The sequence below is a fragment of the Veillonella absiana genome, from assembly GCF_032970865.1.
Classification (GTDB): Bacteria; Bacillota; Negativicutes; order Veillonellales; family Veillonellaceae; genus Veillonella; species Veillonella absiana.
This window is the reverse complement of the sequence record NZ_JAWJZB010000006.1, coordinates 53,040-78,913: the sequence shown is the minus strand read 5'-3', so window position 1 is coordinate 78,913 and position 25,874 is coordinate 53,040. Positions and strand designations below refer to the sequence as shown.

Here is a 25,874-nt window from a genome sequence, read left to right as displayed (position 1 = left end):
TTCACGATTTCAATCTACAATGCTACACCTATTTATTTCAGCATTATCAAAATATGTCACCCTCAAAACTCAGAAAGTTTTCCATCTATATCTATAAAAATAGTTGCGTTTAAATATTTATTATTTTCTAAATCCTATGCATAGTTACACAGTTCGTTAAATTTTATGGTTTAAATTTTGCTTTACAACTAATATATTTTAGTCTCTTTATAGGCAGAGACTGATATTTCAGACTGAATAATTCGTTATATAATAATTTTATCTATGGAAATTTAGTCATTTTAATTTATATAAAATTAACTTTAATTTTTTAACTAAGATACGTATGGATTAATCTCATTTAAGTCAAATCTTAATAGTAAATACATCATGTCAATTTCAGCATACAAACAACATACGTATGCTAAATTGACATAGTATAATATAAGTTCATATATACTACAAAGGAGGAAATTCTCTTACAAGGTATGTAAATTAAAGAATTTTAGACAAGAATAACTGTAAACGTTCATTTTTAGGATGATCAAATACTTCTGTTGGTGTACCTTCTTCTAGAATCTGACCTTCATCAATGAATAGTACACGAGTTCCTACTTCTTTAGCAAAGCCCATTTCATGAGTTACAACAACCATTGTCATACCATCTTGTGCTAGGCTCTTCATTACATCCAGTACTTCATGAACCATTTCAGGATCAAGGGCAGATGTAGGTTCATCAAAAAGCATCACCTTTGGTGTCATTGCCAATGCACGCGCAATCGCAACACGTTGTTGTTGACCACCGGATAGTGATTGAGGATAAGCCTCTGCCTTTTCAGCCAATCCTACACGGTCCAACAATTTACGGCCTCGCTCTTGCGCTTCCGCTTTGGCTGTTTTACGAACTTTTTCCTGTGCCAACGTTAAATTCTCTAGCACAGTCATATGTGGGAATAAATTAAAACGTTGGAATACCATGCCCACTTCTGTACGCACTGTATTTAACTTATCCTTATCAGACAAGTCCATATTATCTACAATAACAGTACCACTTGTAGGCTCTTCTAAATAGTTCATACAACGAAGAACTGTACTTTTGCCAGAGCCAGATGGACCAATGATAACCACAACCTCACCTTTTTCGATGTGGAGATCAATACCTTTTAACACTTCATTTTTGCCGAATCTTTTACGAACATTTTCTAGCTTAATCATTTGATATTATATCTCCTTTCTAAGTAGGCTACCAATTGCGAAATACTAACAGTCATAATTAAATAAATAACAGCTACAGTGCCCCAAATTTCAAAGGATGCATATGTTTTAGCAATTATTAATTGACCACGACGTGTTAGCTCTTCAAAGCCAATAACAGATACTAGAGAGGAATCTTTCAACATGGCGATAAATTCATTACCCAATGGTGGAATAATTGCCTTGAACGCTTGTGGCATAATAATATAACGCATAGTTTGTGCCCAAGATAGACCAAGGGAACGGCCTGCCTCCATTTGACCTTTATCAATGGATTGAATACCAGCGCGGAAAATTTCAGATACATAAGCACCAGAGTTAATACTGCATGCAGTTACCGCAGCAACAAATGGATCAATACGGCTTCCGATAATCATTGGCAATGCAAAGTAAATCAAGAAAATTTGTACCAATAATGGGGTACCACGGATAATGTCTACATAGCATCTAGCTAATAAACGAACAATTTTTAAATTTGATAAGTTAGCTAACGCTACTAACATACCAATAAAGAAGCCACAGCCTACACTCATGGTAGTAATTTTAACTGTAACTAGAGCCCCTTGTAATAATAGAGGCAGGTTATCTAAAATTAGACTCCAATTAAAACCCATATCGATTCTCCTAATTTTGAAAGCTGAACATACTATACTAACAATCTATTATACTCATTTTTTCCATGTTATGCAAAATATTTCACAGATTTAGAGTAAAGATTCATAAGCTCGTTTCATTCTAGTAACAGCTTCAACAATATTATCCTCTGAAATACCTGTGAAATTCAAACGTATATGATTCGTATTATCCTTGGTACTATAGAATGGCAAACCTGGTACAAAACTTACTTTCTCTTTAATGCACGCATGGAATAAATCATAACAATGAATATTGTCAGGAATGGTCACCCACAAGAAAAATCCACCTAAAGGTTTTATAAATCTAAATTCTGGCAATTCTCTCGCCAATGTATCACACAATGTATCTAAACGTTTTTTATATACATTACACATATAACTAACGTGATCATCATAGGAATAGTTAACCATATATTGCTCAATGATAGCATGATTTAACGCCGTACTATGTAGGTCCACAGATTCCTTTGTTAATTCTAATTGATCTACAATTGTTTTATGACCAATAACATACCCCACACGCAATCCTGGACTAAATGTTTTTGAAAAACTCCCCATGTACACAACTTGCCCTTTTGTATCCATAGATGCCAGTGATGGACGATTTTCATCTGAATAGTTGATTTCACCGTATGGATTGTCTTCCAACACCATCAAATCATATTGATTCACAAGATTCATAAAGGCCTTACGTTTTTCCACACTCCAATATCGTCCCGTAGGATTTTGAAAGTCTGGTATGACATAGATAGCTTTCACCTTATCATGGCTAGCTAGATATTGCTCTAGAGCAACAAGGTCCATGCCATCATCGTCAGATGGTATATTTTGAATATGACCACCATAAAAGGCAAATGTATTCATCCCATCAATATAAGAAGGTGTTTCCACTAATACAATATCACCTTCATCGATAAATACACGGCCTAATAAATCCATACATTGTGTGGACCCAGTAGTAACCAAAATATTATCTTCTGACACATTCATTTCATATCTCAATTTCACGATATGAGCAATACGTGTACGCAAACCAAGTACACCACCATAATTACCATATTGTAATAAATTTTTACCACGTTCCTCTAAAATTTGTTTTGAGCAAGCAATCATTTCCTCAATAGGAAACATATCAGCAGCAGGTACACCTTCAGCTAAGGACAAACAACCTTGGCTGTCCTTTGCCATCTCAGCAATTTCAGATAATTTTACGCGACTCATACGGGCCGCATATAAATTTTCACAGTTCATAATGATCTCCATCTACATACATAAAATAGTATTGGCCACACCGATTTTTTAACACACGTCTATAATACGTATATACTAACGTCAAAATAACAGAGATGATATCATCTCTGTTATTTTATATGCTAGTGTTACAAATTATTTGATATTACCAAACCATTTATCTTCTAATTTTTTGTATTCCCCATTGTCTTTCATTTTCTTAAGGGCTGCATTAATCTCTTTAGTCAATTCTGGATTATTTTTAGCTACGCCAATACCCAATTGATGAGATTGTAAACCTACAGGAACAATCTTTAGATTTGCCATATTACCTACTTGAATAAAGTATTTAGCGATTGGTTCATCGAGCATTACGATTTCAACATTACCATTTTCTAAATCTTGTAGCATATTAGGAATTGTATCGAATTCTTTTACTGTTGTACCAGGTTTTTCTTTAGCCAAAAATGCACCAGTTGTACCAATTTGAGCTGCTACAGTTTTACCGGCAATATCAGCTTCACCATTAACAGTATTATTGTCCTTTTTTACCACCATAATCAAATTAACTGGGTAGTATGGATCCGAAAAATCAATTTTTTCCAAACGTTCTTTTGTGATAACCATACCAGATGCGATAGCATCAATTTGGCCAGACTGTAATGCTGGAATTAACGCATCAAAGCCCATGCTCACAAATTCAACTTTTTTACCTGTTTCTTTGCCAATAGCATTCGCTAAATCTACATCAAAGCCTTGGTATTTATCACCATCAGCAAATTCGAATGGTGGATATGTAGTTTCTGCTGCAAATTTTATAGTATCTTTTTTAGGTGCTTGTTCGCTGCCACAACCTGCAAATACACCAATCATTAATGTTGCACCCAGTACAAGGGCTAATGATTTCTTTAATTTCACAATAATTCTCCTTTTAAAACTCTCAAAGAATATTTCTAATTAGTTGATATTTATCATATGAACAGATTCTTATAACCTATTCTCAGGTCCTATTTTACTATATTATTTAAATTCTAGCACTACTGGCATATCAGCAGGGGCATCTGTATTGAACCATTTTTTATACAACGTATTGAATTCACCACTTGCTTTTAAATCAGCAATAGCTTTATTGATTTCAGTTTGTAGTTCTTTATTATCTTTACCAATCGCAAGACCTAAGTATTCTTTAGTATTTGGATATGTAAATACTTTTACATTTTCATCTTTATGAACAGTACTATAATATTGAGCTATAGGTAAATCGATTACAGCGGCTTGGACACCACCATTTTTAAGTTCTAATAAGGCTTCATTACTGTGATCAAACTCTTTAACTGTTCCACCTTCTGTTTTATGAGCTAAATCAGCACCAGTAGTACCTAATTGAGCCGCTAATGTCAAACCTTTAAGATCTTCCAGACTATTGATTGTTGTACCATCTTTATAAATTATAGCTAATGCATTTTCATAATAAGGGGAAGAAAATAACACTTTCTCACTTCTTGCTTTTGTAATTGTCATACCAGATGCAGCTACATCAATATCTTTAGTAGTTAATGCAGGAATCAATGCATCAAAAGAAACATTTTTAAGTTCTACATCACGATTCATCTTTTTACCGATAGCACGAATTAATTCAATATCAAAGCCATCATAATCAGATGTTTTATCATTTTTAAATTCAAATGGTACAAATGTCGCATTAGTACCAACAACTAATTTCTTTTGAGCCGCTGGTTTACTATCATTACCACAACCAGCAACAAATGCTGCAGTCATTACCACTGCCAAACCTGTGAGCATTAATTTTTTTACTTTTTTACTAATCATCTTACATACCTTTTCATTTTTCTCAACAACTATCTACAGCATATATACCAACTCGGCACATATATGTGTATTTCAATTACTATAGAACGTATTATATACGAACTTGTATATTTATGTCAACATTTATGCATAAAAATTATTTTTATACATAAATAAAACCTTTTATGATTTATAAAGAATACTGCTACTATAACAAGCCCCATCGACTAATAGATATAATAAAATACTACTACTTTCAAGTAAATATATAAAACACGTATCAAAAAAGGCATATGAGAAAAGCCTCATATGCCTGTTATACGGCTGACCTGGTCTTTGCCCCCACACTCGCCTGCTGGAAGGTTCGCTCATGAGTCTTAGACTCCCCACTACTACTTCTCTCGGTTTTTCCGGCAGGACTTACATCTAAGCCGCACCATGCTCACAGTCCCTTGGACTGCTTATGTGGATCGTTTTGCCTGCGACTGGCTTCGACTTGCAACCACAGACCCGTATATTAAGAATTATATAAGAATTATATAGAAACTGTCTACACAGAACATATTTTCGATTTTATTGAGATAGAATTTCAAAAAAAAAATGCAAGTACCAATTTTACTACTATAGAAAAAAAGCATAGAAATTTAAAATATTATGGGTTGAAAAATTCAAAGTCTATAATTGTAAAATTTACAGCTACTATTCTTAAGCGGTTCTTTAAATGTCAACAAATTTAACTATGCATTTTTAGAATAACGTTATTCGTTCTCCACTATCATGACTACACAAACGGTTATTTTTATTGTATAATACGAATACTGTTAGAGAAGAACGGACTTAGTTAAAGGGGTTTATTATGTTTATGTTATCATTAATGCAGCCATCAGGGTTGTATGAATTAGAAAAGGATAGCTTGGATGCCATTAGTGCGCAGCTCTTGCAAATGATACAAGTGAAAAGTCAACATTTGTATCAGCATTCTCTACAAGTTTCTAATTATGCAGTCAGCATTGCTGCTAAAATGGGTTTACCTTACAATGAAATAGAACAAATACGCCACGCAGCTTTATTACATGATTTGGGTCTGTTAATGATTCCTAACTCATTAATTCAGAAATCACCGTATTTAAATAAACAAGAAATGTCTAAATACAAGCAACATGCCGCTAGTGGTGCCAATATGATTGAAAACTATTCTTGTTGCCAACAGATTCTCCCATATATTCGCTATCATCATGAAAAGTGGGATGGCTCTGGTTATCCTAAACACCTTCGTGGCGCTAATATTCCATTAGGTGCACGAATTATTGCTGTAGCTGATTACTATGATTCTACGGTGAATCCATCTACTGAGTTTTGGGCAAAAACAAAATCCAAAGCCAAAGAAGAATTATTTAGTGCCTCTGGCACCCTCTTTGATCCAGATGTGGTAAAAGCTTTTATCGATGTATTGGGCTAACCACGAAATCCTTAAACTGCCAGTTACAATATATCAAAAGCTATCCAAACTATCAATAAGCCCCACTTGCCAAAGTAAGGGCTTTTATTGTGTGTGGATGATAGGACTGTATAATATGTGCTGCTGCCTCAAGTGTAGCCCCTGTAGTATAAATATCATCGATTAACAATACATCACAATTTGTCCAAAAAGCTACATTACGATATATAGCTTTCATCATAAAAGCATCTGATACATTTTTTCGTCGTTCATTACCAGTGAGACTCCACATATCTTTACCTGTATCAAGCTTGTGTAAACAGTCACACCACCGCCAATATGCATGAATATTATTATCTCTCACTATAGTGTCTCTCATCTTTTTAACAACTCTCTTTCCATTATGTAGTTCATGATTAACTACACCTTTATTTTTTTCATACACCCACTCTTTAAATAATAGATCCACCTGATTATAACCTCTTGTCTTCAATTTACCCTTACTTGTTGGTATAGGTACTACGAGATGTGGCCTCAAGTTGAGTTCATGTTCATTCATGTAAAAATCAAAGCAACGTAAAAAAGGAACAGCCCCTTTGGACTGTTCCTTTTTTGCGTTGAATTTTACATCATATATCATTGTCTTAACGCCCCCTGTGTAATGAGCCAATATCCAAGCCTCATTTAGGGATTGTAATAATTCACTCGGTACTTGGCGTATCGCCAGTACCGAATCAAAGCACTCTGGACACCATTCGCCTTGTTCATTCACTGGTGCGCCACAATTCGGACATGTAGGTGGAAATAGAAAATCTAATAGTAATCTCCCTATCATCTGTCTACTCCTATATGAAATAAAATTCAACACGTTCATATTTAATTAGTTCACATACTTATATTTTATTATAGCACTTTCTACCATAGTATATGAGTATCATAACTAATACTATATTATCCGTCACATTCACCGCGTAATCGTTCTGTAAACAATGTATATCGATCTTCAATATTTACTGTATGTACGGCACGTTCAATAGCAGCTTTCGTTCCTATAATGATGGCCTTCTTTTTCGCCCGTGTCACCGCCGTATACAATAAATTACGCTGCAACATATTGCTATACATAGGGATAAACGGGATAATAACGGTACCATACTCACTGCCTTGACTCTTATGAACCGTAATAGCATAGGCGGGCATAATCATATGGATTTCATCTATAGATAATCGTACATCCTTATGGATAAATCGAATGAGTACATCTGTTTTTGAAATCCCGTAAATAACACCAATCTCACCATTAAAAACTTCTAATTCATAATTGTTCAAGATTTGAATCACCTTATCGCCTACACGATAGGTTAAACCATTGGCACGAATTTCAGCCTTAGAACTATGGGCAGGATTTACAGATTGTTGTACATATTGAGAAATGCTTATACTCCCAGCCTTGCCTTTTCGCATAGGCGAAATGATTTGTATATCTAACTCATCATCGACAAATTCCTTTTCCCGTCCGTAAATGCTAGTAATGGCATTCATCATACCAACTAAACTATTAACTGGTACGAATGTAAATTCACCAGTAGATTCCAATTCAGGCATCTCCCCTTTATTGATGAGATACGCACTTTCAACGATGCTATTTCCCGAATCTTGACGATAGATTTTTTTTAATCGTTTATACGGTACTACAGATGAAAGTAACAAATCCTTCAGAACAAAACCGGCACCAATTGGTGGCAACTGATCCACGTCACCGACGATAATGACATGGGCCTCCCGAGGAATGGCTGCCAACAAAGAGTAATATAAACGCACATTGAGCATGGATGCTTCATCGATAATAACTACATCCGCCTCTAATGAATCATCCTCATTTTTTATAAAATCATAAGAATCACTGCCTTGTACTGGCATTAATAGTCGATGGATTGTGGTAGCCTCATATTCTGTAGCCTCTGTCAGTCGTTTTGCGGCACGACCTGTTGGTGCACAGAGAATAATTCGACTAAAACCACCTAACTGAAATCCTTCTACTAAGGCTTTAATGATGGTCGTTTTACCTGTACCAGGGCCACCGGTAATAACAGAGAATTGTTCAAAAAACGCTAAATCGATGGCTTCCTTTTGTTCCTCTCCAAATGTAATCTCATGTTTGCTTTCAAAATTACTAATAAAGTTTTCTATATCAAGAGATACGGGAGATGACGCCTCAAGAAATCGTTTAGTATAATTAACACTTTCACATTCCGCCACATAGAGCTCTGGTGGATAAATGTATAAGATATCATCGAAATACGTACTATACAATATACCCTGACCAATGACCATTTCTACATAATCTGCAAATTCATCAGCATAGCCTTTTAATACATCCACTGCCTTACCAATAAGTTCATCCACAGGTAGACAGGTGTGCCCTTGATCGTCAAGACCACGCAAAATCCAATTTAAAGCAGCCTCTAACCTACGTTCATCATCACCAGGAATACCAAGTTGATTCGCCAGTGTATCTGCCGTAGCAAATGTCATATCCGGTGCAATGCGAAGCAATGTGTATGGATTATCCTGCAATACAAGCACTGCGGAGGATCCATAATAGGTATACACAATATGACTCCATTTAGCACTGATATTATGGCTTTCAAAGAAATGATTTAAGTCGGATAATATCCCTTCCCCTAGGAGTGTATTGAACAATTCCTCCTTCACTGATTTACGAAGACCTGGTACATCCTTGATAGACTCTGGACGAGCTTCACGAAGAACATCAAGTAATTCCGTACCGAAGTAATCTATAATTTTTTCTACAGATTTTTCGCCCAGTCCTTTAATACCTAAGTTCAATAAATAGAGTCTAGCAGAACCAAGATTATCAGGTTTCAATTTCTCAATGCTAGAGGCATCAAATTGAAAACCATATTTCTCATGCTCCACATAACGTCCCTTTAATTCAAGGTCCTCTCCATCCTTTGGTGCCTCAAAACGACCTGTACAAGTAATATACTCGTCATTATAATCACGCACTACGAAAACGCAGTACGTGTTTTGTGTATTCGAATAAATTCTCCTGTAAACTAGGCCTCGTAAGGTTTCCATTATTTCTCCGTATTTGGTAATGCTTCAATAATTGCCTGCACGGTGTCAGAAATATTACTTTCGTTACCAATTTTAATATGGCTCACAGATTCATAAAGCGGATAACGTTCTTCATAAAGTCTGAAAATATATTCAATACTTTCTTTCAAGAGTGGACGAATCTCTAAGTCTAAATCATCTAAAATTTGTGTCACATCTCGATTTACAAATACAATGATACCATTGTTACGCATGATTTGTACTGTTTTTTCAGAAAGAACCGTACCACCACCAGTAGCAATGACACTTGGTTTATTACGAATTAATTCACGAATCGCATCATATTCATGTTGACGGAATTTTTCTTCTCCATCATAGATAATGATATTTTGAATAGACTTACCTGTTTTTTCTTGAATCGTTAAATCCAAATCATAGAAATCACGATTTAATTCTTTTGATAATGCTTTGCCAACTGTTGTTTTACCTGCCCCTGGCATACCGATAAGAAATATATGCTGATGCATATGTTCACGTAAATATTCATTGCTCATAGAAACAACAGCAGACATATAAGCTTCAATATAAGGACGTAATTTTTCATCAGAGCAATCATTTGTATGTGTGGCAATAATATCTGTATCACGGACTTCATCAATTAATGGCATTTGATGTTCATCTTTATATTTTGCAATATCTGCAACAATTTCAAGACGTTTTTTATAATTTTCAGCTAACAATGCATCAATCGTATCAATTTTCTTACGTGCTTCTTGGATATCCATAGATAGTTCCTCTTTAATCAATAGTTTTCAATATAGACAACGCCTTAGCTTCATCGAGTTTCATTTGAGCAATTAAGGCATCTAAATTATCAAACTTAACTTCCCCTCGTAAATAAGAGATAAATTGTACGAGTACCTCTTTGCCATATACATCTTGGTTAAAATCAAATACATGAACTTCACAACGATGATATTGATTTTTAAATGTAGGATTATCTCCTATATTTCCAACCCCACCATACCACTTACCATCAATGCGAACACGATTCACAAATACACCATCTGGTGGGATAGCCATTTCATTAGGTAACCTAAAGTTCAATGTAGGAAATCCTAATATTCTTCCCCGTTGATCCCCTTTAATAACCGTTCCTACAAATTGGAATGGTCTACCAAGCATATTAGTCGCATCTTCCATACGACCTTCTTTAACAGCCTGGCGAATCATAGTACTAGATACAGCTTTTTCATGTCCATCACAAGTCATTAATGGTTTGATAATCACTTGAATATTCGTATTAGATAAGGATTCTTTAATAAATATTGATGTTCCTTTACCTTGGACTCCAAAAGTAAAATTTTCTCCCACTACGATAGCCTGTATATCTTGTTCCTTACATAGATTATCCAAAAATACAGAGGCCTCTATATTCAAAAAATCCTGAGTCATAGGGAATCTTAAAATATAATCTACATTCATCTCATCAAGAATTTCATCCATCATCGTTGGAGCTAATAATGTTTTAGGTAAACGTTCAGGATTTAATATAGATAAAGGATGACGCTCAAATGTAATAATAATAGTTACCGCATTCGAAGCCTTTGCCTCTTGAACAGCTTCCTTAATAACACTTTGATGACCTTTATGAATGCCATCGAATGTACCCAAGGCATACACCTTTTTTTCCTGAATTTGATGTAATTCATCAAATGAATATAACAGCTTCATAATTATCCTTTAGGATTAAATAAAAATATTTTTCTCCACTTTCATCGATTGTGGAGTTCGCCTCATGATTCCTATAAATCCTTGAGGACCATAGGCTCTATACAATTGATGAACCACTGTATGAGAAAATGCATCAGTAATTGCTAATTCCTTACCTTGCTTCATCTCTATTAATTGTACATCATTTACCTCTACTTTTGAAAGAAAAGAAAGTGCTGTATCCACAGGTTGTACTAAATTCTCCCCATGTACCATTAATTCTTCTGCCATATACGCTTCATTAATTAAAAATTGACCTACTTGGCTTCGACAGAGTTGTGTCATCGTTCCTGGTATGCCAACCTTTACAAAGAAATCACGTAAAAGAGATCGTATATACGTACCGGATGAGCAAGTAATACGAACTGTAAAATACGGAAATGCATAGGCCAAGAGTTCTGTAGATTTAATGTGCATTTGTCGAGTTGGTAATTCTACATCAATCCCCTTGCGGGCATACTCATAAGCACGAATGCCATTGATTTTGATAGCAGAATATTTTGATGGTCGTTGAGTCTGTTCTCCTAGAAAGGTTTCAAATACAGTAGCAAGTTCATCCATAGTAGAAATATGAACCAAACTAGACACGTCTGAACTCGATTGATTTAAAATAACGCCATTAGCCAACCCTATATTCATATCAGGCAATACCAATTGTCCACTGCTATCCTCAGTATCTGTGAAAGAACCAAAACATCCTTCCGCCACATAGGTTTTATCAAAACCTTCAGTATATTCGATGAGTCGCGTTGCTTTACCTAAAAATATAGGCAATACGCCATAAGCCATAGGATCTAATGTCCCACTATGACCAATGCGTTTTTCTTTCAAAATGCGTCTACAAATGGCAACCGCGTCATGACTCGTAATCCCTGGAGGTTTCAAAAAATTTAATACACCGTCCATTATGGAAGTACCTTAATTAAAGCCATTTTCGCTTCCGGTAGAGGTAAATTAATAGTGCAGCCAGAGGCACGCACATGACCGCCACCACCAAATTGTGATGCAATAGCATTCACATCAGTTCGTTTAGAACGAAGGCTCACACGTGTTATGCTGTCATTTTGTGCTTTCAACAAAATAGCAATATCCACAGTATCTACATTGCGAATAATATCTACAAATCCATCCGTATCATCCCCTAGGATATCCATAGCGTCACGATTTAATTCAATAGTCGCTACAGAGCTATCCTTATAAAATTCGATGGTTTGCATCACTTGTTTTGTCAATGTCAAACGTTCGGCAGACACCGCCTCAATAGTTTCAGAAATCTGATTAGGTCTTGCCCCAGCAGCTACACAAAGAGCTGCCATTTCTAATGTATTTGCTGTGGTATTACTAAATTTAAAGAATCCACAATCTGTAGCAATCGCCATATATAAAGCGTTTGCCATAGACTCTGTCATAGGCCAATTCCATTTTTTACACAAATCAGCAATGATTTCACCAGTAGCAGCAAAATCAGTTTTTAAATATAGGCCATCAGCAAATTCTGTATTTGAAATATGATGGTCAATATTAAAAATAGGTGCACTACAGAGTGCACCTACTTGGCCAATTCGTTCATATGTACTAGCATCTAATACGAGCAACATATCAATAGGATCAAGGTCCTGACATTGCTCTACCGTTTTAATGCAGTCTACATAAGATAAAAAAGAAAATTTTTCAGGTATGGAATCATCCACTACCATGGTCACCTTTTTACCTTGCGCCAAAAGGGCTTCGTAAAAAGCGAGCATAGAACCGATAGCATCACCATCGGGATGAACATGTACCGTCAATAAAATTGAATTAGCTTCTGACAGAGCCATATGTAACTGATTAATACTAATCTTACTCATGGTCTATCCAACTTTCTTTTTTATAAATTAGTGTTCGTCCTTCTTGATTTCATTCAATAAGGATTCAATGTGCATACTATAATCAAGAGATGTATCTTTATCAAAGGTAATCTCTGGGGTATGACGCAAATGTAATAATTTACCGAGTTCGGTACGGATATGACCCGCTGCATGACAAAGAGCAATGAGGGTATCCTCTTTTTCTTTGTCACTGCCAAACAAGCTAACATAAATAGTAGCTTGACGCAAATCACCAGTCACTTGTACATCGGTAACTGTAGTAAAGCCGATGCGGGGATCTTTCAATCCACGCATCAACATATTACTTACTTCTTGTTTAATAAATTCTTGTAATTTTCTTACTCGTACATCGCTCATAAGGGCCTCCTATAATTGAGGTTTGATTTCTTCCATCAAGAAGGCTTCAATAACGTCACCTTCTTTGACATCGCGATAACCTTCAAGGGAAATACCACATTCAAAGCTAGTTTTAACTTCTTTTACTTCATCTTTGAAACGACGTAAGGAATCTACTTTACCTTCAAATACTACAATACCATCGCGGATCAAACGTACTTCAGAGTCGTTAGTAATACGACCTTCTGTTACATAGGAACCAGCAACAATCGCTTTTGGTGTAGAAATGACTTGACGAACTTCGGCACGGCCCACCACGACTTCTTTGAATTCTGGTGAAAGCATACCACGCATCGCAGATTCCACATCATTAATAGCATCATAGATAACACGGTACGTACGTAAGTCGACTTTTTCTTGTTCTGCTACGCGGCGTACATTCGCATCTGGACGAACGTTAAAGCCCATTACGATAGCATTGGAGGCAGAGGCCAACATGATATCGGATTCGTTAATAGCACCAACCGCAGCATGAACGATAACGATGCGAACTTCATCATTTTTGATGGATTCCAAGGATTGACGTAATGCTTCTACAGAGCCTTGAACGTCAGCTTTGATAATGATGTTTAAATCTTTCAACTCGCCTTGTTGAATTTGGTTAAAGATATCATCCAATGTAATTTTATGGGAAGATTGTAATTCTTGAACCCGTTGTTTTGCAATACGTTTTTCAGCGATTGTACGTGCTTCATTATCTTCTACACTATCGATAATTTCACCCGCTTGAGGGACCTCAGAGAAACCTAAGATTTCTACTGGCATGGAAGGACGAGCTACTTTTACTTTTTCGCCACGTTCATTTGTCATAGCACGCACTTTACCGTAGCATGTACCAGCCAAAATAGTATCACCTACACGAAGGGAACCTTTTTGTACCAATACTGTACATACAGCACCACGACCTTTATCCAATTGTGCCTCGATAACGATACCTTGGGCACGACGATTAGGGTTAGCTTTTAATTCCATAACTTCTGCCACTAACAAGATATTTTCGAGCAAATCGTCAATGCCCATACGTTGTTTAGCAGATACAGGAACCATGATTGTATCGCCACCCCATTCTTCTGGCATGATACCATGTTCAGACAGTTGTTGTTTTACATGGTCAGGGTTAGCACCAGGTTTATCCATTTTGTTGATGGCAACGATGATTGGTACACCAGCGGATTTAGCATGGTTGATGGCTTCAATCGTTTGAGGCATTACACCATCATCAGCGGCAACTACGAGAACTGCAATATCAGTAGATTTCGCACCACGTAAACGCATAGCGGTAAACGCTTCATGGCCTGGAGTATCTAGGAATGTAATTTTATTATCATTGTAACGAACTTGGTACGCACCGATATGTTGAGTAATACCACCGGCTTCAGATGCCGTTACATTAGTTTGACGGATAACGTCCAAGAGAGATGTTTTACCATGGTCAACGTGACCCATGATGGTAACAACTGGTGGACGAGGTTTCAATGTTTCTGGAGCATCTTCAATTTCTTGAATTTCTGTAGGATCTTCATCAGGTTCTACTTCTACTACTTCTACACCAAAATCTTCAGCTACAACTGTAGCTGTATCAACATCAACTTCTTGGTTAATAGTAGCCATAACGCCTAATAGCATCAATTTTTTGATGATTTCAGACACCTCACGGCCCATTTTTTCAGCCAAGTCCTTAACACTAAGAGGACCGCTTAATTCAATAACAGTAGCAATAGCAGATTCTGCTTTACGCTTTTCTTCCTCTTTATGTTGGATGTATTGTTCATTACGTTGTTTTACGCGATTTTTCTTTTTCTGCATTGATGTAGACAACAAGGATTGAGGACGGTTTTGGCTACCTTTTTTGTTTTTCTTGTTGCGACGCTCATCGTTGCGATTTGGTTGTTCGCTACGTGCAGATTGGTTATTGTTACGCGTATCATTTTGACGATTGTCCGCATTTCGGTTGTTGTTTGGACGATTATCGTTATTACGATTGTTATTAGAACGATTGTCATTGTTGCGATTGTCGTTATTACGAGTATCGTTTTGACGTTGTTGTCCATTATTAGGGCGATTATTGCCTTGTTGGGTTTGTTGGTTCGGACGGTTTTGAGGCTTACCTTGGTTGTTACCATGAGCATTATTATTTTTATTGGTAGGCTCATTGATTTGAACATGACGGAAACCAGATTTTTGGTTATATTGTTTGCCATGTTGTTTTTGTTCTTGTGGTTTGCCACCTTGTTTATGTTGCTCTTGTTTATGGCCATTAGAGCCATGTTGTTTTTCAGTATGTTGAGCTTTAGGAGCCTCTTTATGAACCGCCTCTGTTTTTGATGCTCCGCTTTGTTGTGGAACTGCTTTTTGTGTTTCACCTTTTCTAGACAATGCTTGTTTTACAATAGCATAGGCATTATCATCTACACTGTTTAGTGGAGTTTTTACTGGAATATTATGTTGTTGCAAGATGGTGATGACTTGCTTATTATCTACGCCAAATTCTTTGGCTACTTCGTGTACGCGTTTTTTGGACATCTACATTCCCCCTTATCTTAGTCTTCTATGGTAAGTTCTCTTTGCATAGCTCTTGCGAAACCATCATCTTCTACGGCTACAACGACACGCATTTCTTTACCGATGGCTTGTCCTAATTGCTTTTTAGTTAAGACTTGAATTACAGGCACGCCACACGCTGTAGTGAGTTCCTTATATTTCTTTTCATTATTGCTAGCAGTATCTATTGCGAGAAATACCAGCTTGGCATCACGCTTTTTAATTGATTTTTCAACGATAAAATCACCAGATGTAAGTTTGCCAGCTCGTTGAGCAAGACCTAAGAGATTAATTATTTTATGATTCATTTGTCAAATCCGTTCGTAATGCTTCATAAATGTCTTTAGACACTTGATGTTTTAACGATCGTTCAAGTTTCTTTGCCTTGTAGGCTTTTTCAAAGCAATCCAAGGAGGGACACATATACGCACCGCGTCCAGGCGCTTTGCCGGTACGGTCGATACTAATCTCACCTTCTGGGCTCATAGCAACACGAATTAACTCGCGTTTGCTCTTTGCCTCACCACAGCCTACACAAGTGCGCATAGGTTGAGATTTTTGCTTCATTATGCTTCACCTGCACCACTTGCATATGGTTCAAATGGTTCTTCTTGTGCTTGTGTTTCAGATTTAATATCAATCTTCCAGTTTGTCAATTTAGCAGCAAGGCGGGCATTTTGACCGGCTTTACCGATGGCTAGTGAAAGTTGATAATCAGGAACTACCACACGAGAGGCTTTTTCTTCTTCGTTTACATCAACGGAAACGACTTTTGCTGGACTAAGAGAGTTGGCAATGTAAATAGCAGGATCTTCATCCCATTTCACAATGTCAATTTTTTCATCATGCAATTCGTCCACAATATGTTGAACACGTTGACCTTTTTGGCCTACACAAGCGCCTACTGGATCAATGTTTTCATCACGAGAGTATACAGCAATTTTAGAACGCATACCTGGCTCACGAGCTACAGATTTTAATTCTACAACGCCTTCAAATATTTCAGGTACTTCTAGTTCAAACAAACGTTTCAACAAACCAGGATGTGTACGAGAAATCATAATTTGAGGACCTTTCGTAGTTTTCTTAACTTCTACGATATAACATTTAATGCGATCCCCTTCACGATATGTCTCTGTAGCAATCTGTTCTGTAGGAGGTAAAATTGCTTCTGTTTTACCAAGATTGATATATACATTCTTACCTTCTACACGTTCGATGATACCAGTAATAATATCGCCTTCACGGCTGAAGTACTCTTCAAAAACTACACTGCGTTCCGCTTCTTTCAAACGTTGAATCAACATTTGTTTCGCTGTATGCGCAGCACTGCGACCAAAGTTCGCTGGTGTTACATTCATTTCTACTACATCGCCAATTTCAAAACGAGGAGATTGTTGACGAGCATCCTCTAAACTAATTTGTGTTTCTGGTGTTTCTACAGCCTCAACGACTTCCTTTTTAGCCATTACTTTATATTCACCAGTTTCACGATTTAGCTCAACATAAGCATCTGGATTAGAGCTAGGCTCTTTGCGATAGGCTTGTAATAAAGCAGCTTCTAAAGATTCAAAAATGACCTCAGGGGCAAAACCTTTAGTTTTGGTTAAGACCATAACCGCTTGAATTAATTCTTGACTCACTTAGTATTCCTCCATTAACGTTGCTTAAAAATCAAGATGTAATCTAATTTGTGCAATTGTGGAACGTTCAAAAGTTACAACTTCATCATTGATCAAAATATCAACAGTGTCATCCGTGAAACCTTGTAATGCTCCTGTATATTGTTTACTACCATGTACTGGTTTGAAACATTGAATATCTACGTCACGGCCATTGTAACGGATAAAGTCCTTATCTTTTTTTAGAGCTCTATCCAAACCTGGAGAAGATACTTCTAACAAATAATTGTCCGAAATAGGATCTTTTTCATCTAGCTTTGAACTTAATTGCTCACTTACTAGTTGGCAATCATCCAAATCAATCCCACCTGGTTTATCCAAATATACACGTAAATACCAATCGCGTTCACGTACATATTCTACATCAACCAGTTCCATTTCTGTTCCGGCTATAATACCTTCAACAACAGAGGATACAAACTCCTCTACAGCCTCTCTTTTCATAGCCATCGCCTCCTTGATGTCTTACACGTTCCCTATATCATAAATGAAAGAGTGGACAAAAGCCCACTCTCCGTAAAGATTTATATAAAAGTCATATATAGTATAGCATACTATATGAGAATATACAAATTAAATGCGTGTTTCTAAGTCTTCCAAAATATGTGGCACATGTTTTAGCAATACCGCTTCCAATTCTGGGATTGTTTTTGCATCTAAATAATGATCTATCTCTGGGTGATTTTTATGTCGTAGTTCAGCAAAGAATTCATCACGCAGTACATTAAAGAATACAATTAATCCCGTTCTTTCACCTTTTTTACGGTATTCTGCAATGATGTATGACCCATTAATCATGCGTATACCATTATGAGGGTCAATGTCTAATGTAAAGTTACCAATTACTGGTGGTAATGCCTCAGCATAATTCCACTCAGTAAGACCTTTTACCTTATAAGCATGAGAGAAATTTTGCTGAGGATCAATGAGCATCTTTGTTAATTCTTGAACACAGCGTGCTTGTAGACCTTCCCAAAACTTGTCTGCCTCTACAGCGATGAAACTAATATCTACAAATTCAAAAAGTGGCATATTTATATGAACGGTATAATCCTCTACTTCTTTATCGTAAAGAGCCTCCCATCGCCACCCCAAATCATTTTCATAATGAAATAGCAAATATTCTTTGTCTTTATTTTGTAAGGTTTTATCAATGTGCAGGTTAAAATTGCCAATCCTTTCCGGCATCCAGCTATAATCTAAATCCTTACAAGCTTCAATAATCTTGTCCATATAATTCTTCGTATCTTTCTTGATATTTCAACACATTACGAACATACAATCGAGTTTCTGGGAATGGAATTGCATCAATGTCATTAAAATTTTTATCCCATTGATACTCTTCCATCCATGACTCCACATGGCCTCGGCCAGCATTATAAGCGGCTAATGCGAGAACTTCATTATGATTGAATTCCTCCATTAAATAACCTAAGTACCAAGTACCTAACTGAATATTAGTAGCTGGAGCCTTAATATCTGTATCAGTCATTTTAGGCTGATTCATTTGTTCCGCAATCCAATGCGCCGTTTCAGGCATCAATTGCATTAAACCTAATGCACCTCGATCTGATTCAGCAGATTCTTTGTATTTACTCTCCGCTAGGATAACACCAGCTACAAGAGAAGCTGGTATTTTATTGGTATTAGCCACTGCTTCTATAGTAGCGCGATGCTCAAAGGGATACGCGTAATGTTTTGCTATATATGGTTCCCCATAAATAAAATAATAGGTCCCCAATATAATCATCGCCCACGCTGTGAGGGTTGTGGTTTTCATAAACGATTGCTCCAATTTAGATAGTATATGTATATAATCGAATTACTACTATACGTTAAACATGTAATCCATGTTGTGCATAGAGCAATATGAATTAAAGGTTTACCTTCAATCTAGTATATGCACTCTGCAATTGATTGTACAACTCTTGCTCGGTTCCATTATTATCAATGACCACGGTAGCATATGCACGTTTCTCATCTAATGAGATTTGGCTGTGAATGCGAGCTAATGCATCCTCTCTAGAATAGTTATTACGATGCATTAAACGATTAATCTGTGTATCTTTCGTCACATAAATAACCCATAAAGCATCCATCATAGTATGCCAAGAGCCTTCAATCATGAGAGGAATATCATACATGACTAATGCCTCGCCATTCTGTTCATACTGACACGTTAGTTCCATAATTCGCGCCCTAATATAACCCGTGAGGATTTCATTGAGTTTTAGGCGCTCATTGTCATTGTGAAAGACTATTTGCCCCAAGGTTTCACGATGTAATGTACCATCTGTATGTAACACAGTGTCACCGAAATGCTTCACAATAGCCTGCAAGCCTGGTGTATTCGGTTCTACTACCTCACGAGCTACCATATCAGCATCGATACAAGGTATATGTTGTTGTTTCAGCCAAGCTACAGCTGTACTTTTACCAGACGCTATACCGCCAGTAATACCTAATTTAAACATAAAAATCCTTTATTTTACTAAGGCCCAATTTTCTGCACTATGTACATCTACAATCAATGGTACTTGCAATGAAACAACTTCTTCCATCGTTGTTTTCAAAAGTTCCATAATTTGTGTTTCTTCACTCGCTACGGCTTCGATAACAAGTTCATCATGCACCTGTAGCAATAAACGAGATGTAAATTTATCTGCTTCTAATTTTTGTTCTACTTTATTCATGGCAAGCTTGATGATATCCGCGGCAGAACCTTGAATTGGCGTATTCATAGCCGTGCGTTCAGCAAAGGAACGACGATTAAAGTTACGACTGTTAATATCTGGCAGCTCACGAATACGTCCAAACATAGTGCGAACCTTACCAGTTTCATGCGCCTCTTGTACCATGGCATCCATGTAGGCTTTTACCTTTGGATAACGGCTAAAATAGAGATTAATGTAATTTTTTGCATCTGCTCTCGTAATGCCTAAATCGCGAGACAATCCAAAGTCACTGATACCGTAGATGATACCGAAGTTAATAGCTTTTGCATGAGAACGTTCTTCACTCGTTACGTCGTCTTGCGCTTTACCTAGCACCTCAGCAGCGGTAAATCTATGAATATCTTGACCTTCTTGGAAGGCTTTCACCAACGCCTCGTCACCGGATAGATGTGCTAAAATACGCAATTCGATTTGAGAGTAATCGGCACTTACCAAAGAGTCGAAACCTTCGCCTGGATAGAATAGTGCGCGAATTTCACGACCTTTTTCAGTGCGAACAGGAATATTTTGTAAATTCGGTTCCGAACTGCTCAAACGTCCTGTGGCGGTTACCATTTGGTTAAATGTGGTATGAATGCGTTTTGTTGTGGGATTAATTAAAACCGCCAAACCTTCTAAATACGTAGATACCAGCTTAGCAATCGTGCGGTAGGACAAAATTTTCTCTATAATAGGGCTTTCATTGCGGAGCATATCTAGTACTTCTGCATCCGTAGAGTAACCAGTTTTCGTTTTCTTGATAACCGGTAAATTCATTTTTTCGAATAAAATGACGCCCAATTGTTTTGGAGAATTAATATTAAATGTTTCACCTGCTAATTCATAGATATCAGCTTGTACTTCAGCGAGTTCCGCTTTGAATCGAATTGTGGTATATTGCAATTTTTCAGTATCAATGTAAATACCATGTTTCTCCATCACCAATAATGTATGAATCAATGGTAATTCAATTGTTTGATACAAGGATCCTAATTGGTTTTCCTCTATAGCAGCCAATGTATTAGGGTACATAGCGTATAATGCTTGAGCCATGGAAATGTATTCTTGTTCATTACCGGCTGGACTAATCATAGGTACTTCAAAACGTTCACAGAGATACACATACCCATAATTTGTGCGCGTAGGATCTAGCAAATAGGCCATCAAGGACACATCGTATACGCGAGGCGCCTCATCATCACCGAGGATAGCGATATCTGCTGGTGCAGATTGACCAAACACCTCTAATAATTCCTTAGCCTGTGTGGTTATGACATGTTTAGCCTGTTGCAATGTGACTAGTACTTGTGAAAGTCCCGCCTCATCAGTTCCAGATACGTGCACCACATCAGTGCCATTATATAAATATGCATCTTTGATAGTTCTAAATGGCGCCTTACCATCCAATAACACATGAATGGCTACATCCTTATCTGCATAATAATCGGCTGTTAAGGCACTAGCATCTAATGTATCCACTACAACAGGTTCTGTAGCCATTCCAAATAGGGAATCTTGACCACCTAAGTCAACCTCATCCTCACCCATGGCTTTCATAATACGCGGCGTTAATTTAGTAAAACCTAATTTCTCAAACACTGGTTTTACTTCAGAGCCGTGGAACTGTTGTATAAATTGTTCTAGCTTATAATCCAATTCCATATCTGTTTTTATGGTAGCCAATTCACGAGATAGGAATGCTAATTCTTTATTTTCTGCTAATCGTTCTTTTAACTTCTTACCAGAAATATCCTCCATATGCTCGTATACGGATTCCAAATCACCATATTCGGTAATCAATTTAAGGGCTGTTTTTTCACCTACACCTGGTACACCAGGAATATTATCAGAAGAATCCCCCATAAGGGCTTTCATTTGGATGATCTTATCTGGGCCATAGCCATAGAGTTCCTCCATGTTCTCTACTGTTACCTCTAACATGTCAGAGATACCCTTTTTTGTAAGGAATACAGAACTATGTTTATCAACTAGTTGTAGATTATCTCTATCACCAGTAATAATAGCAATAGTCAGCTCATCAGAGCCAAATTGTTTGCTCAATGAACCAAGGATATCATCACCTTCAAAACCCTCTTGTTCTATTACGCATATACCTAATGATTTTAATACGTCTTGAATTAGGCTAAATTGAGGGCGCAAATCCTCTGGCGCATCAGGACGGTTACCTTTATATTCGCTATACATTTCCGTACGGAATGTTTGACGACCTTTATCAAAGGCTACCGCTATATAATCTGGATTAATTTCTTCATATAATTTGATGAGCATCGTCAAGAATCCGTACACTGCATTTGTAGGAACACCTAACGCAGTTTTAAGCGGTGGTAGTGCAAAAAACGCACGGAATAATAAACTACTGCCATCTATAATCATTAATTTTTTCATAGTACACCTCGCATATCTGTAAACCTTATTATACCATAGAATGCCTATATTCATGTGACAGTTCATCTAGAATCATGTATAATTAGATAGGTTATATAAAATACTTTTACAGACCTAGTAAAAGTTCTTGCAAAACCTAGTCCACTGTGATATAATAATTCAGGTATAGTAATAAGTTACATAAGGAGGTGACTCAATTGCCAAATATTAAATCCAGTATCAGAAGCGTAAAAACCGATGCAGAACGTCGTGCGAAGAACTCCGCTGTGAAATCTCAAATCCGTACAGCATCTCGCAAAACTGTAGAAGCTGTTCAAGCAGGCGCAGTAGAAGAAGCAAAACAAGCACTTGTTAATGCTACTAGCGTAATTGATAAAGCAGCCTCCAAAGGTATTCTTCATAAAAACACTGCAGCTCGTAAAAAATCCAATCTTGCAGCTAAAGTTAACGCTTTATAAGAATAGCGCATAAAATATAAGACCTCGTCCGGCGGATGCGGTCTTTTTTTATACCCTAAATTACAATATATGACTTCCCATATAGAAAGCACCATACATGCACACGCCCTACTTAGAGTACGTTGTATATGTATGGTGCTTTCACGTTTACCTTAATGCATCAAGAAATGATTCCCCAATGTGTTCAGAGGTAATGCCAAAATTATGTGCAATAGTTTTCCCAACATCTCCAAAGGAATGTCTATCTCCCAACTCGATGGGTTCAGTCCAAGTCGGATTATATCCTAAAACTGGTACCAGTTCACGTGTATGATCTGTACCCACCCAGGTTGGATCGTTTCCGTGGTCCGCAGTTATCAACAAAAGATCATCATCACGCAACAATGGCAATAAACCGCCTAATTGATAATCAAAGTCTTCAATGCAACGTTTATAGCCCTCTGGGTTACGACGATGACCATAGAGGGAATCAAATTCTACCAAATTCACCATCATAAGACCTTTAGTAAAGGCATTCTCCATCAAATATGGCACCATATTCATGCCATGGGCATTTGATTTCGTTGGATGAGATTCAGACCAACCTACATGCGCATAAATATCCCCTATTTTACCTACAGCAATAGTCTGTAGGTTATGTTTTTGCAGCAATTCTTGAATCATTGTATGTTCCGGCATGCGACTATAGTCATGACGATTGGAGGTCCTCACAAAATGACCTGGCGTTCCCACAAAGGGACGAGCAATTATGCGTCCTACATAATAGGGACCGATACAAACTTTTTCACGTACGATATGACACATGTCATAGAGCTTATCTAGGGGAATGATATCCTCATGGGCGGCAATTTGAAATACGGAATCCGCCGATGTATAAATAATAGGTTTGCCCGTTTTTATATGTTCCACACCGAGTCGTTCAATAATTTCCGTTCCCGATGCCACCTCATTTCCGAGATATCCATACCCCGTCTCTTTAGTGAAAGCCTCCATTACCTCATCTGGAAATCCCTCATAAAATGTAGGGAATGGCTGTTCCACAGGATGCCCCATCATTTCCCAATGCCCACTCGTCGTATCCTTACCAGTGCTCACCTCTTGCATGCGGCCATAAGCACCCACCACAAGTATATCCATAGGTGCTATATCTGCAATCCGACCAAAACCTAGGGAGTGCAATGTCGGACAGTGGATTTGTCCTGCCACATCTTCAATATGGCCTACTGTATTCGAACCTGCATCACCAAATTTTTCAGCATCAATACCATGACCAATGCCAACACTATCCATAACGATGAGGATAATTCGTTTAAACATACTGACCTCCTAAGAAAACCGATTTACTAGACCAATGACACATTCTTAATAGACACAACTTAAATAGCTTGCATCCCAATAAATACCATCGGTTAAAAGAACCAATTTATTTCAAATATGGCATAGCCAACATTAAACCTGCCAAGGATTTACCATCTTTGATATCTTCGTTTTTGATGGCTTCTAGTAATTCATCTACCGTGTAGTATTCCAGTTCTACATATTCATCTGGATCCCAGTTCGTTTCCCCCATAGTCAATCCTTTGGCTAAATATAAATGAATCACTTCATTACAGAATCCAGGGCTCGTTGCTACAGCACCTAATGATACCCACTCAGTAGCACGATAACCTGTTTCCTCTGCTAATTCACGCTTTGCACATTCCATTGGATCCTCTAGGCCATCTAATTTACCAGCAGGAATTTCCAATAACGCTTTTGAAAGTGCATAACGGTATTGACGCTCCATGACAACGCGACCTTGATTATCCACAGCTACGACTGCACTGGCCCCAGGATGATGTACTACTTCACGCCATGCTTCCTTGCCATTCACCTCTGCAATATCATAGGTAAGTTTGATAAGTTTACCATCAAATTTTAACTCCGAGGATTTTTGAATTTCTTTTTTTACTGCCATCTGTTTGCCTACTTTCATGTATGTCCTTATGGACTTTTAAAATATCTCTGCACAAGAAAATAATTAATCATCCTAAGCCAATCAATCAACTACTTGTACGCTTAGATTATAGTGATGCATACACATATACAAATTAATTAATAACTATTACTATTGTAACACAAAAATAGACTCTCCCAAGGATAACCTCAAGAGAGCCTAGATTATTTAGTTTGTACTACCAATACCACCACGACGAATACCATTAGCTTCATCATCATTGGCCACAAGATATTTTGTAAAAATACCTTGTGCAACGCGTTCACCTTTTTCCAAAGTAACCGCTTCTGTACCAAGATTATACAAGCCCAATAGGATATGTCCTTCATTATCTTCATTATTGTAATAATCACTGTCGATAATGCCTGTGCAGTTGGCCAACATAATATGACGTTTGATACCAATACTAGAACGAATGTGGATAGCCAAGAATTCGTTATAGGCCATAAAAGCTTTAATACCAGTAGGTACAATTTTCACTTCACCCGGATTGATTGTCACTGTTTCAGCACATTCAATATCGTAACCAGCACTTTCTGCTGTTGTACGTTGGGGTAAATTAATTTGTGCGTCTTCAAAAGAAGATACTACTTCAAAACCTCTAATATCCATGA

At 37.2% G+C, this 25,874-nt stretch carries 26 protein-coding genes; 2 read left to right on the top strand and 24 right to left on the bottom strand.

The window, feature by feature from the left end:
* Positions 1-474 precede the first annotated feature (474 nt).
* The 5 genes from RVY80_RS06000 to RVY80_RS05980 all read right to left on the bottom strand — a co-directional run bounded on the left by RVY80_RS06000 (position 475) and on the right by RVY80_RS05980 (position 4,928).
* Positions 475-1,194 carry an amino acid ABC transporter ATP-binding protein gene (locus tag RVY80_RS06000; RefSeq protein ID WP_295187906.1) on the bottom strand — a complete coding sequence of 240 codons (720 nt, stop codon included), beginning with the start codon at positions 1,192-1,194 and terminating at the stop codon, positions 475-477.
* Positions 1,191-1,847 carry an amino acid ABC transporter permease gene (locus RVY80_RS05995; RefSeq protein ID WP_295187903.1) on the bottom strand — a complete coding sequence of 219 codons (657 nt, stop codon included), beginning with the start codon at positions 1,845-1,847 and terminating at the stop codon, positions 1,191-1,193. The genes RVY80_RS06000 and RVY80_RS05995 overlap by 4 nt, the downstream gene beginning before the upstream one ends.
* 90 nt (positions 1,848-1,937) lie before the next feature.
* Entirely contained in the window at positions 1,938-3,119 is a 1,182-nt protein-coding gene (locus RVY80_RS05990) for an aminotransferase-like domain-containing protein (RefSeq protein WP_317329944.1), read from the bottom strand.
* 135 nt (positions 3,120-3,254) lie between these two features.
* The gene (locus tag RVY80_RS05985) at positions 3,255-4,016 is read right to left on the bottom strand and encodes a basic amino acid ABC transporter substrate-binding protein (protein WP_295187898.1); all 762 of its coding nucleotides are present in this window, start codon (positions 4,014-4,016) and stop codon (positions 3,255-3,257) included.
* 102 nt (positions 4,017-4,118) lie between these two features.
* Entirely contained in the window at positions 4,119-4,928 is an 810-nt protein-coding gene (locus tag RVY80_RS05980) for a basic amino acid ABC transporter substrate-binding protein (protein WP_317329943.1), read from the bottom strand.
* Between the two features lie 835 nt (positions 4,929-5,763).
* Between RVY80_RS05980 and RVY80_RS05975 the strand changes: the two genes are divergently transcribed.
* Positions 5,764-6,366 carry an HD-GYP domain-containing protein gene (locus tag RVY80_RS05975; protein WP_295187892.1) on the top strand — a complete coding sequence of 201 codons (603 nt, stop codon included), beginning with the start codon at positions 5,764-5,766 and terminating at the stop codon, positions 6,364-6,366.
* 52 nt (positions 6,367-6,418) lie between these two features.
* Here RVY80_RS05975 and RVY80_RS05970 read toward each other — a convergent pair whose 3' ends face one another.
* The 16 genes from RVY80_RS05970 to polA all read right to left on the bottom strand — a co-directional run bounded on the left by RVY80_RS05970 (position 6,419) and on the right by polA (position 22,806).
* Positions 6,419-7,180 carry a ComF family protein gene (locus RVY80_RS05970; protein WP_295187890.1) on the bottom strand — a complete coding sequence of 254 codons (762 nt, stop codon included), beginning with the start codon at positions 7,178-7,180 and terminating at the stop codon, positions 6,419-6,421.
* 116 nt (positions 7,181-7,296) lie between these two features.
* Positions 7,297-9,447, bottom strand: a complete 2,151-nt coding sequence (recD2, locus tag RVY80_RS05965; protein WP_295193911.1) for an SF1B family DNA helicase RecD2 — start codon at positions 9,445-9,447, stop codon at positions 7,297-7,299.
* Positions 9,447-10,211, bottom strand: coding sequence for a shikimate kinase (locus RVY80_RS05960; RefSeq protein WP_295187884.1), 765 nt, complete (start codon positions 10,209-10,211; stop codon positions 9,447-9,449). Before RVY80_RS05960 ends, recD2 begins: the two co-directional genes overlap by 1 nt.
* A 13-nt stretch (positions 10,212-10,224) precedes the next feature.
* Positions 10,225-11,160 (bottom strand): riboflavin biosynthesis protein RibF, encoded by a 936-nt coding sequence (ribF, locus tag RVY80_RS05955; RefSeq protein WP_317329941.1) that lies wholly within the window; start codon positions 11,158-11,160, stop codon positions 10,225-10,227.
* A gap of 15 nt (positions 11,161-11,175) precedes the next feature.
* Complete coding sequence (gene truB, locus RVY80_RS05950; protein ID WP_317329940.1) at positions 11,176-12,105, bottom strand: tRNA pseudouridine(55) synthase TruB; 930 nt, start codon at positions 12,103-12,105, stop codon at positions 11,176-11,178.
* Positions 12,105-13,046: a DHH family phosphoesterase gene (locus RVY80_RS05945; RefSeq protein ID WP_317329939.1), complete on the bottom strand. Its 942-nt coding sequence runs from the start codon at positions 13,044-13,046 to the stop codon at positions 12,105-12,107. Before RVY80_RS05945 ends, truB begins: the two co-directional genes overlap by 1 nt.
* Before the next feature lie 27 nt (positions 13,047-13,073).
* Entirely contained in the window at positions 13,074-13,424 is a 351-nt protein-coding gene (gene rbfA / locus RVY80_RS05940; protein WP_317329938.1) for a 30S ribosome-binding factor RbfA, read from the bottom strand.
* A gap of 9 nt (positions 13,425-13,433) precedes the next feature.
* Positions 13,434-15,986 carry a translation initiation factor IF-2 gene (infB, locus tag RVY80_RS05935; RefSeq protein WP_317329937.1) on the bottom strand — a complete coding sequence of 851 codons (2,553 nt, stop codon included), beginning with the start codon at positions 15,984-15,986 and terminating at the stop codon, positions 13,434-13,436.
* A gap of 17 nt (positions 15,987-16,003) precedes the next feature.
* Positions 16,004-16,312, bottom strand: a complete 309-nt coding sequence (locus RVY80_RS05930; protein ID WP_317329936.1) for a L7Ae/L30e/S12e/Gadd45 family ribosomal protein — start codon at positions 16,310-16,312, stop codon at positions 16,004-16,006.
* The gene (rnpM, locus tag RVY80_RS05925; protein WP_295187868.1) at positions 16,302-16,571 is read right to left on the bottom strand and encodes an RNase P modulator RnpM; all 270 of its coding nucleotides are present in this window, start codon (positions 16,569-16,571) and stop codon (positions 16,302-16,304) included. Before rnpM ends, RVY80_RS05930 begins: the two co-directional genes overlap by 11 nt.
* A complete protein-coding gene (nusA, locus tag RVY80_RS05920) occupies positions 16,571-17,647 on the bottom strand; it encodes a transcription termination factor NusA (protein WP_317329934.1) in 1,077 nt (358 codons plus the stop codon). Before nusA ends, rnpM begins: the two co-directional genes overlap by 1 nt.
* Before the next feature lie 24 nt (positions 17,648-17,671).
* Entirely contained in the window at positions 17,672-18,130 is a 459-nt protein-coding gene (locus tag RVY80_RS05915) for a ribosome maturation factor RimP (protein WP_317329932.1), read from the bottom strand.
* A gap of 129 nt (positions 18,131-18,259) precedes the next feature.
* Entirely contained in the window at positions 18,260-18,919 is a 660-nt protein-coding gene (locus RVY80_RS05910; RefSeq protein WP_317329931.1) for a hypothetical protein, read from the bottom strand.
* Positions 18,903-19,466: a lytic transglycosylase domain-containing protein gene (locus tag RVY80_RS05905; RefSeq protein ID WP_317329930.1), complete on the bottom strand. Its 564-nt coding sequence runs from the start codon at positions 19,464-19,466 to the stop codon at positions 18,903-18,905. The genes RVY80_RS05910 and RVY80_RS05905 overlap by 17 nt, the downstream gene beginning before the upstream one ends.
* A 94-nt stretch (positions 19,467-19,560) precedes the next feature.
* Complete coding sequence (gene coaE / locus RVY80_RS05900) at positions 19,561-20,160, bottom strand: dephospho-CoA kinase (protein WP_295187853.1); 600 nt, start codon at positions 20,158-20,160, stop codon at positions 19,561-19,563.
* Positions 20,161-20,169: 9 nt separating this feature from the next.
* On the bottom strand, positions 20,170-22,806 hold the full coding sequence (gene polA, locus RVY80_RS05895) for a DNA polymerase I (protein ID WP_317329929.1): 2,637 nt from the start codon (positions 22,804-22,806) through the stop codon (positions 20,170-20,172).
* 197 nt (positions 22,807-23,003) lie between these two features.
* On the opposite strand from polA, the gene rpsT reads away from it, so the two are divergent.
* Positions 23,004-23,264, top strand: a complete 261-nt coding sequence (gene rpsT / locus RVY80_RS05890; RefSeq protein ID WP_295187847.1) for a 30S ribosomal protein S20 — start codon at positions 23,004-23,006, stop codon at positions 23,262-23,264.
* A gap of 147 nt (positions 23,265-23,411) precedes the next feature.
* Here the strand turns inward: rpsT and RVY80_RS05885 are convergent, their stop codons facing one another.
* From RVY80_RS05885 to RVY80_RS05875, 3 genes are all read right to left on the bottom strand, one after another.
* On the bottom strand, positions 23,412-24,581 hold the full coding sequence (locus tag RVY80_RS05885; RefSeq protein ID WP_295187844.1) for a phosphopentomutase: 1,170 nt from the start codon (positions 24,579-24,581) through the stop codon (positions 23,412-23,414).
* 106 nt (positions 24,582-24,687) lie between these two features.
* Complete coding sequence (locus RVY80_RS05880) at positions 24,688-25,221, bottom strand: NUDIX hydrolase (protein ID WP_295187842.1); 534 nt, start codon at positions 25,219-25,221, stop codon at positions 24,688-24,690.
* A gap of 207 nt (positions 25,222-25,428) precedes the next feature.
* Positions 25,429-25,872, bottom strand: a complete 444-nt coding sequence (locus tag RVY80_RS05875; protein ID WP_295187840.1) for a dCTP deaminase/dUTPase family protein — start codon at positions 25,870-25,872, stop codon at positions 25,429-25,431.
* Positions 25,873-25,874: the final 2 nt, after the last annotated feature.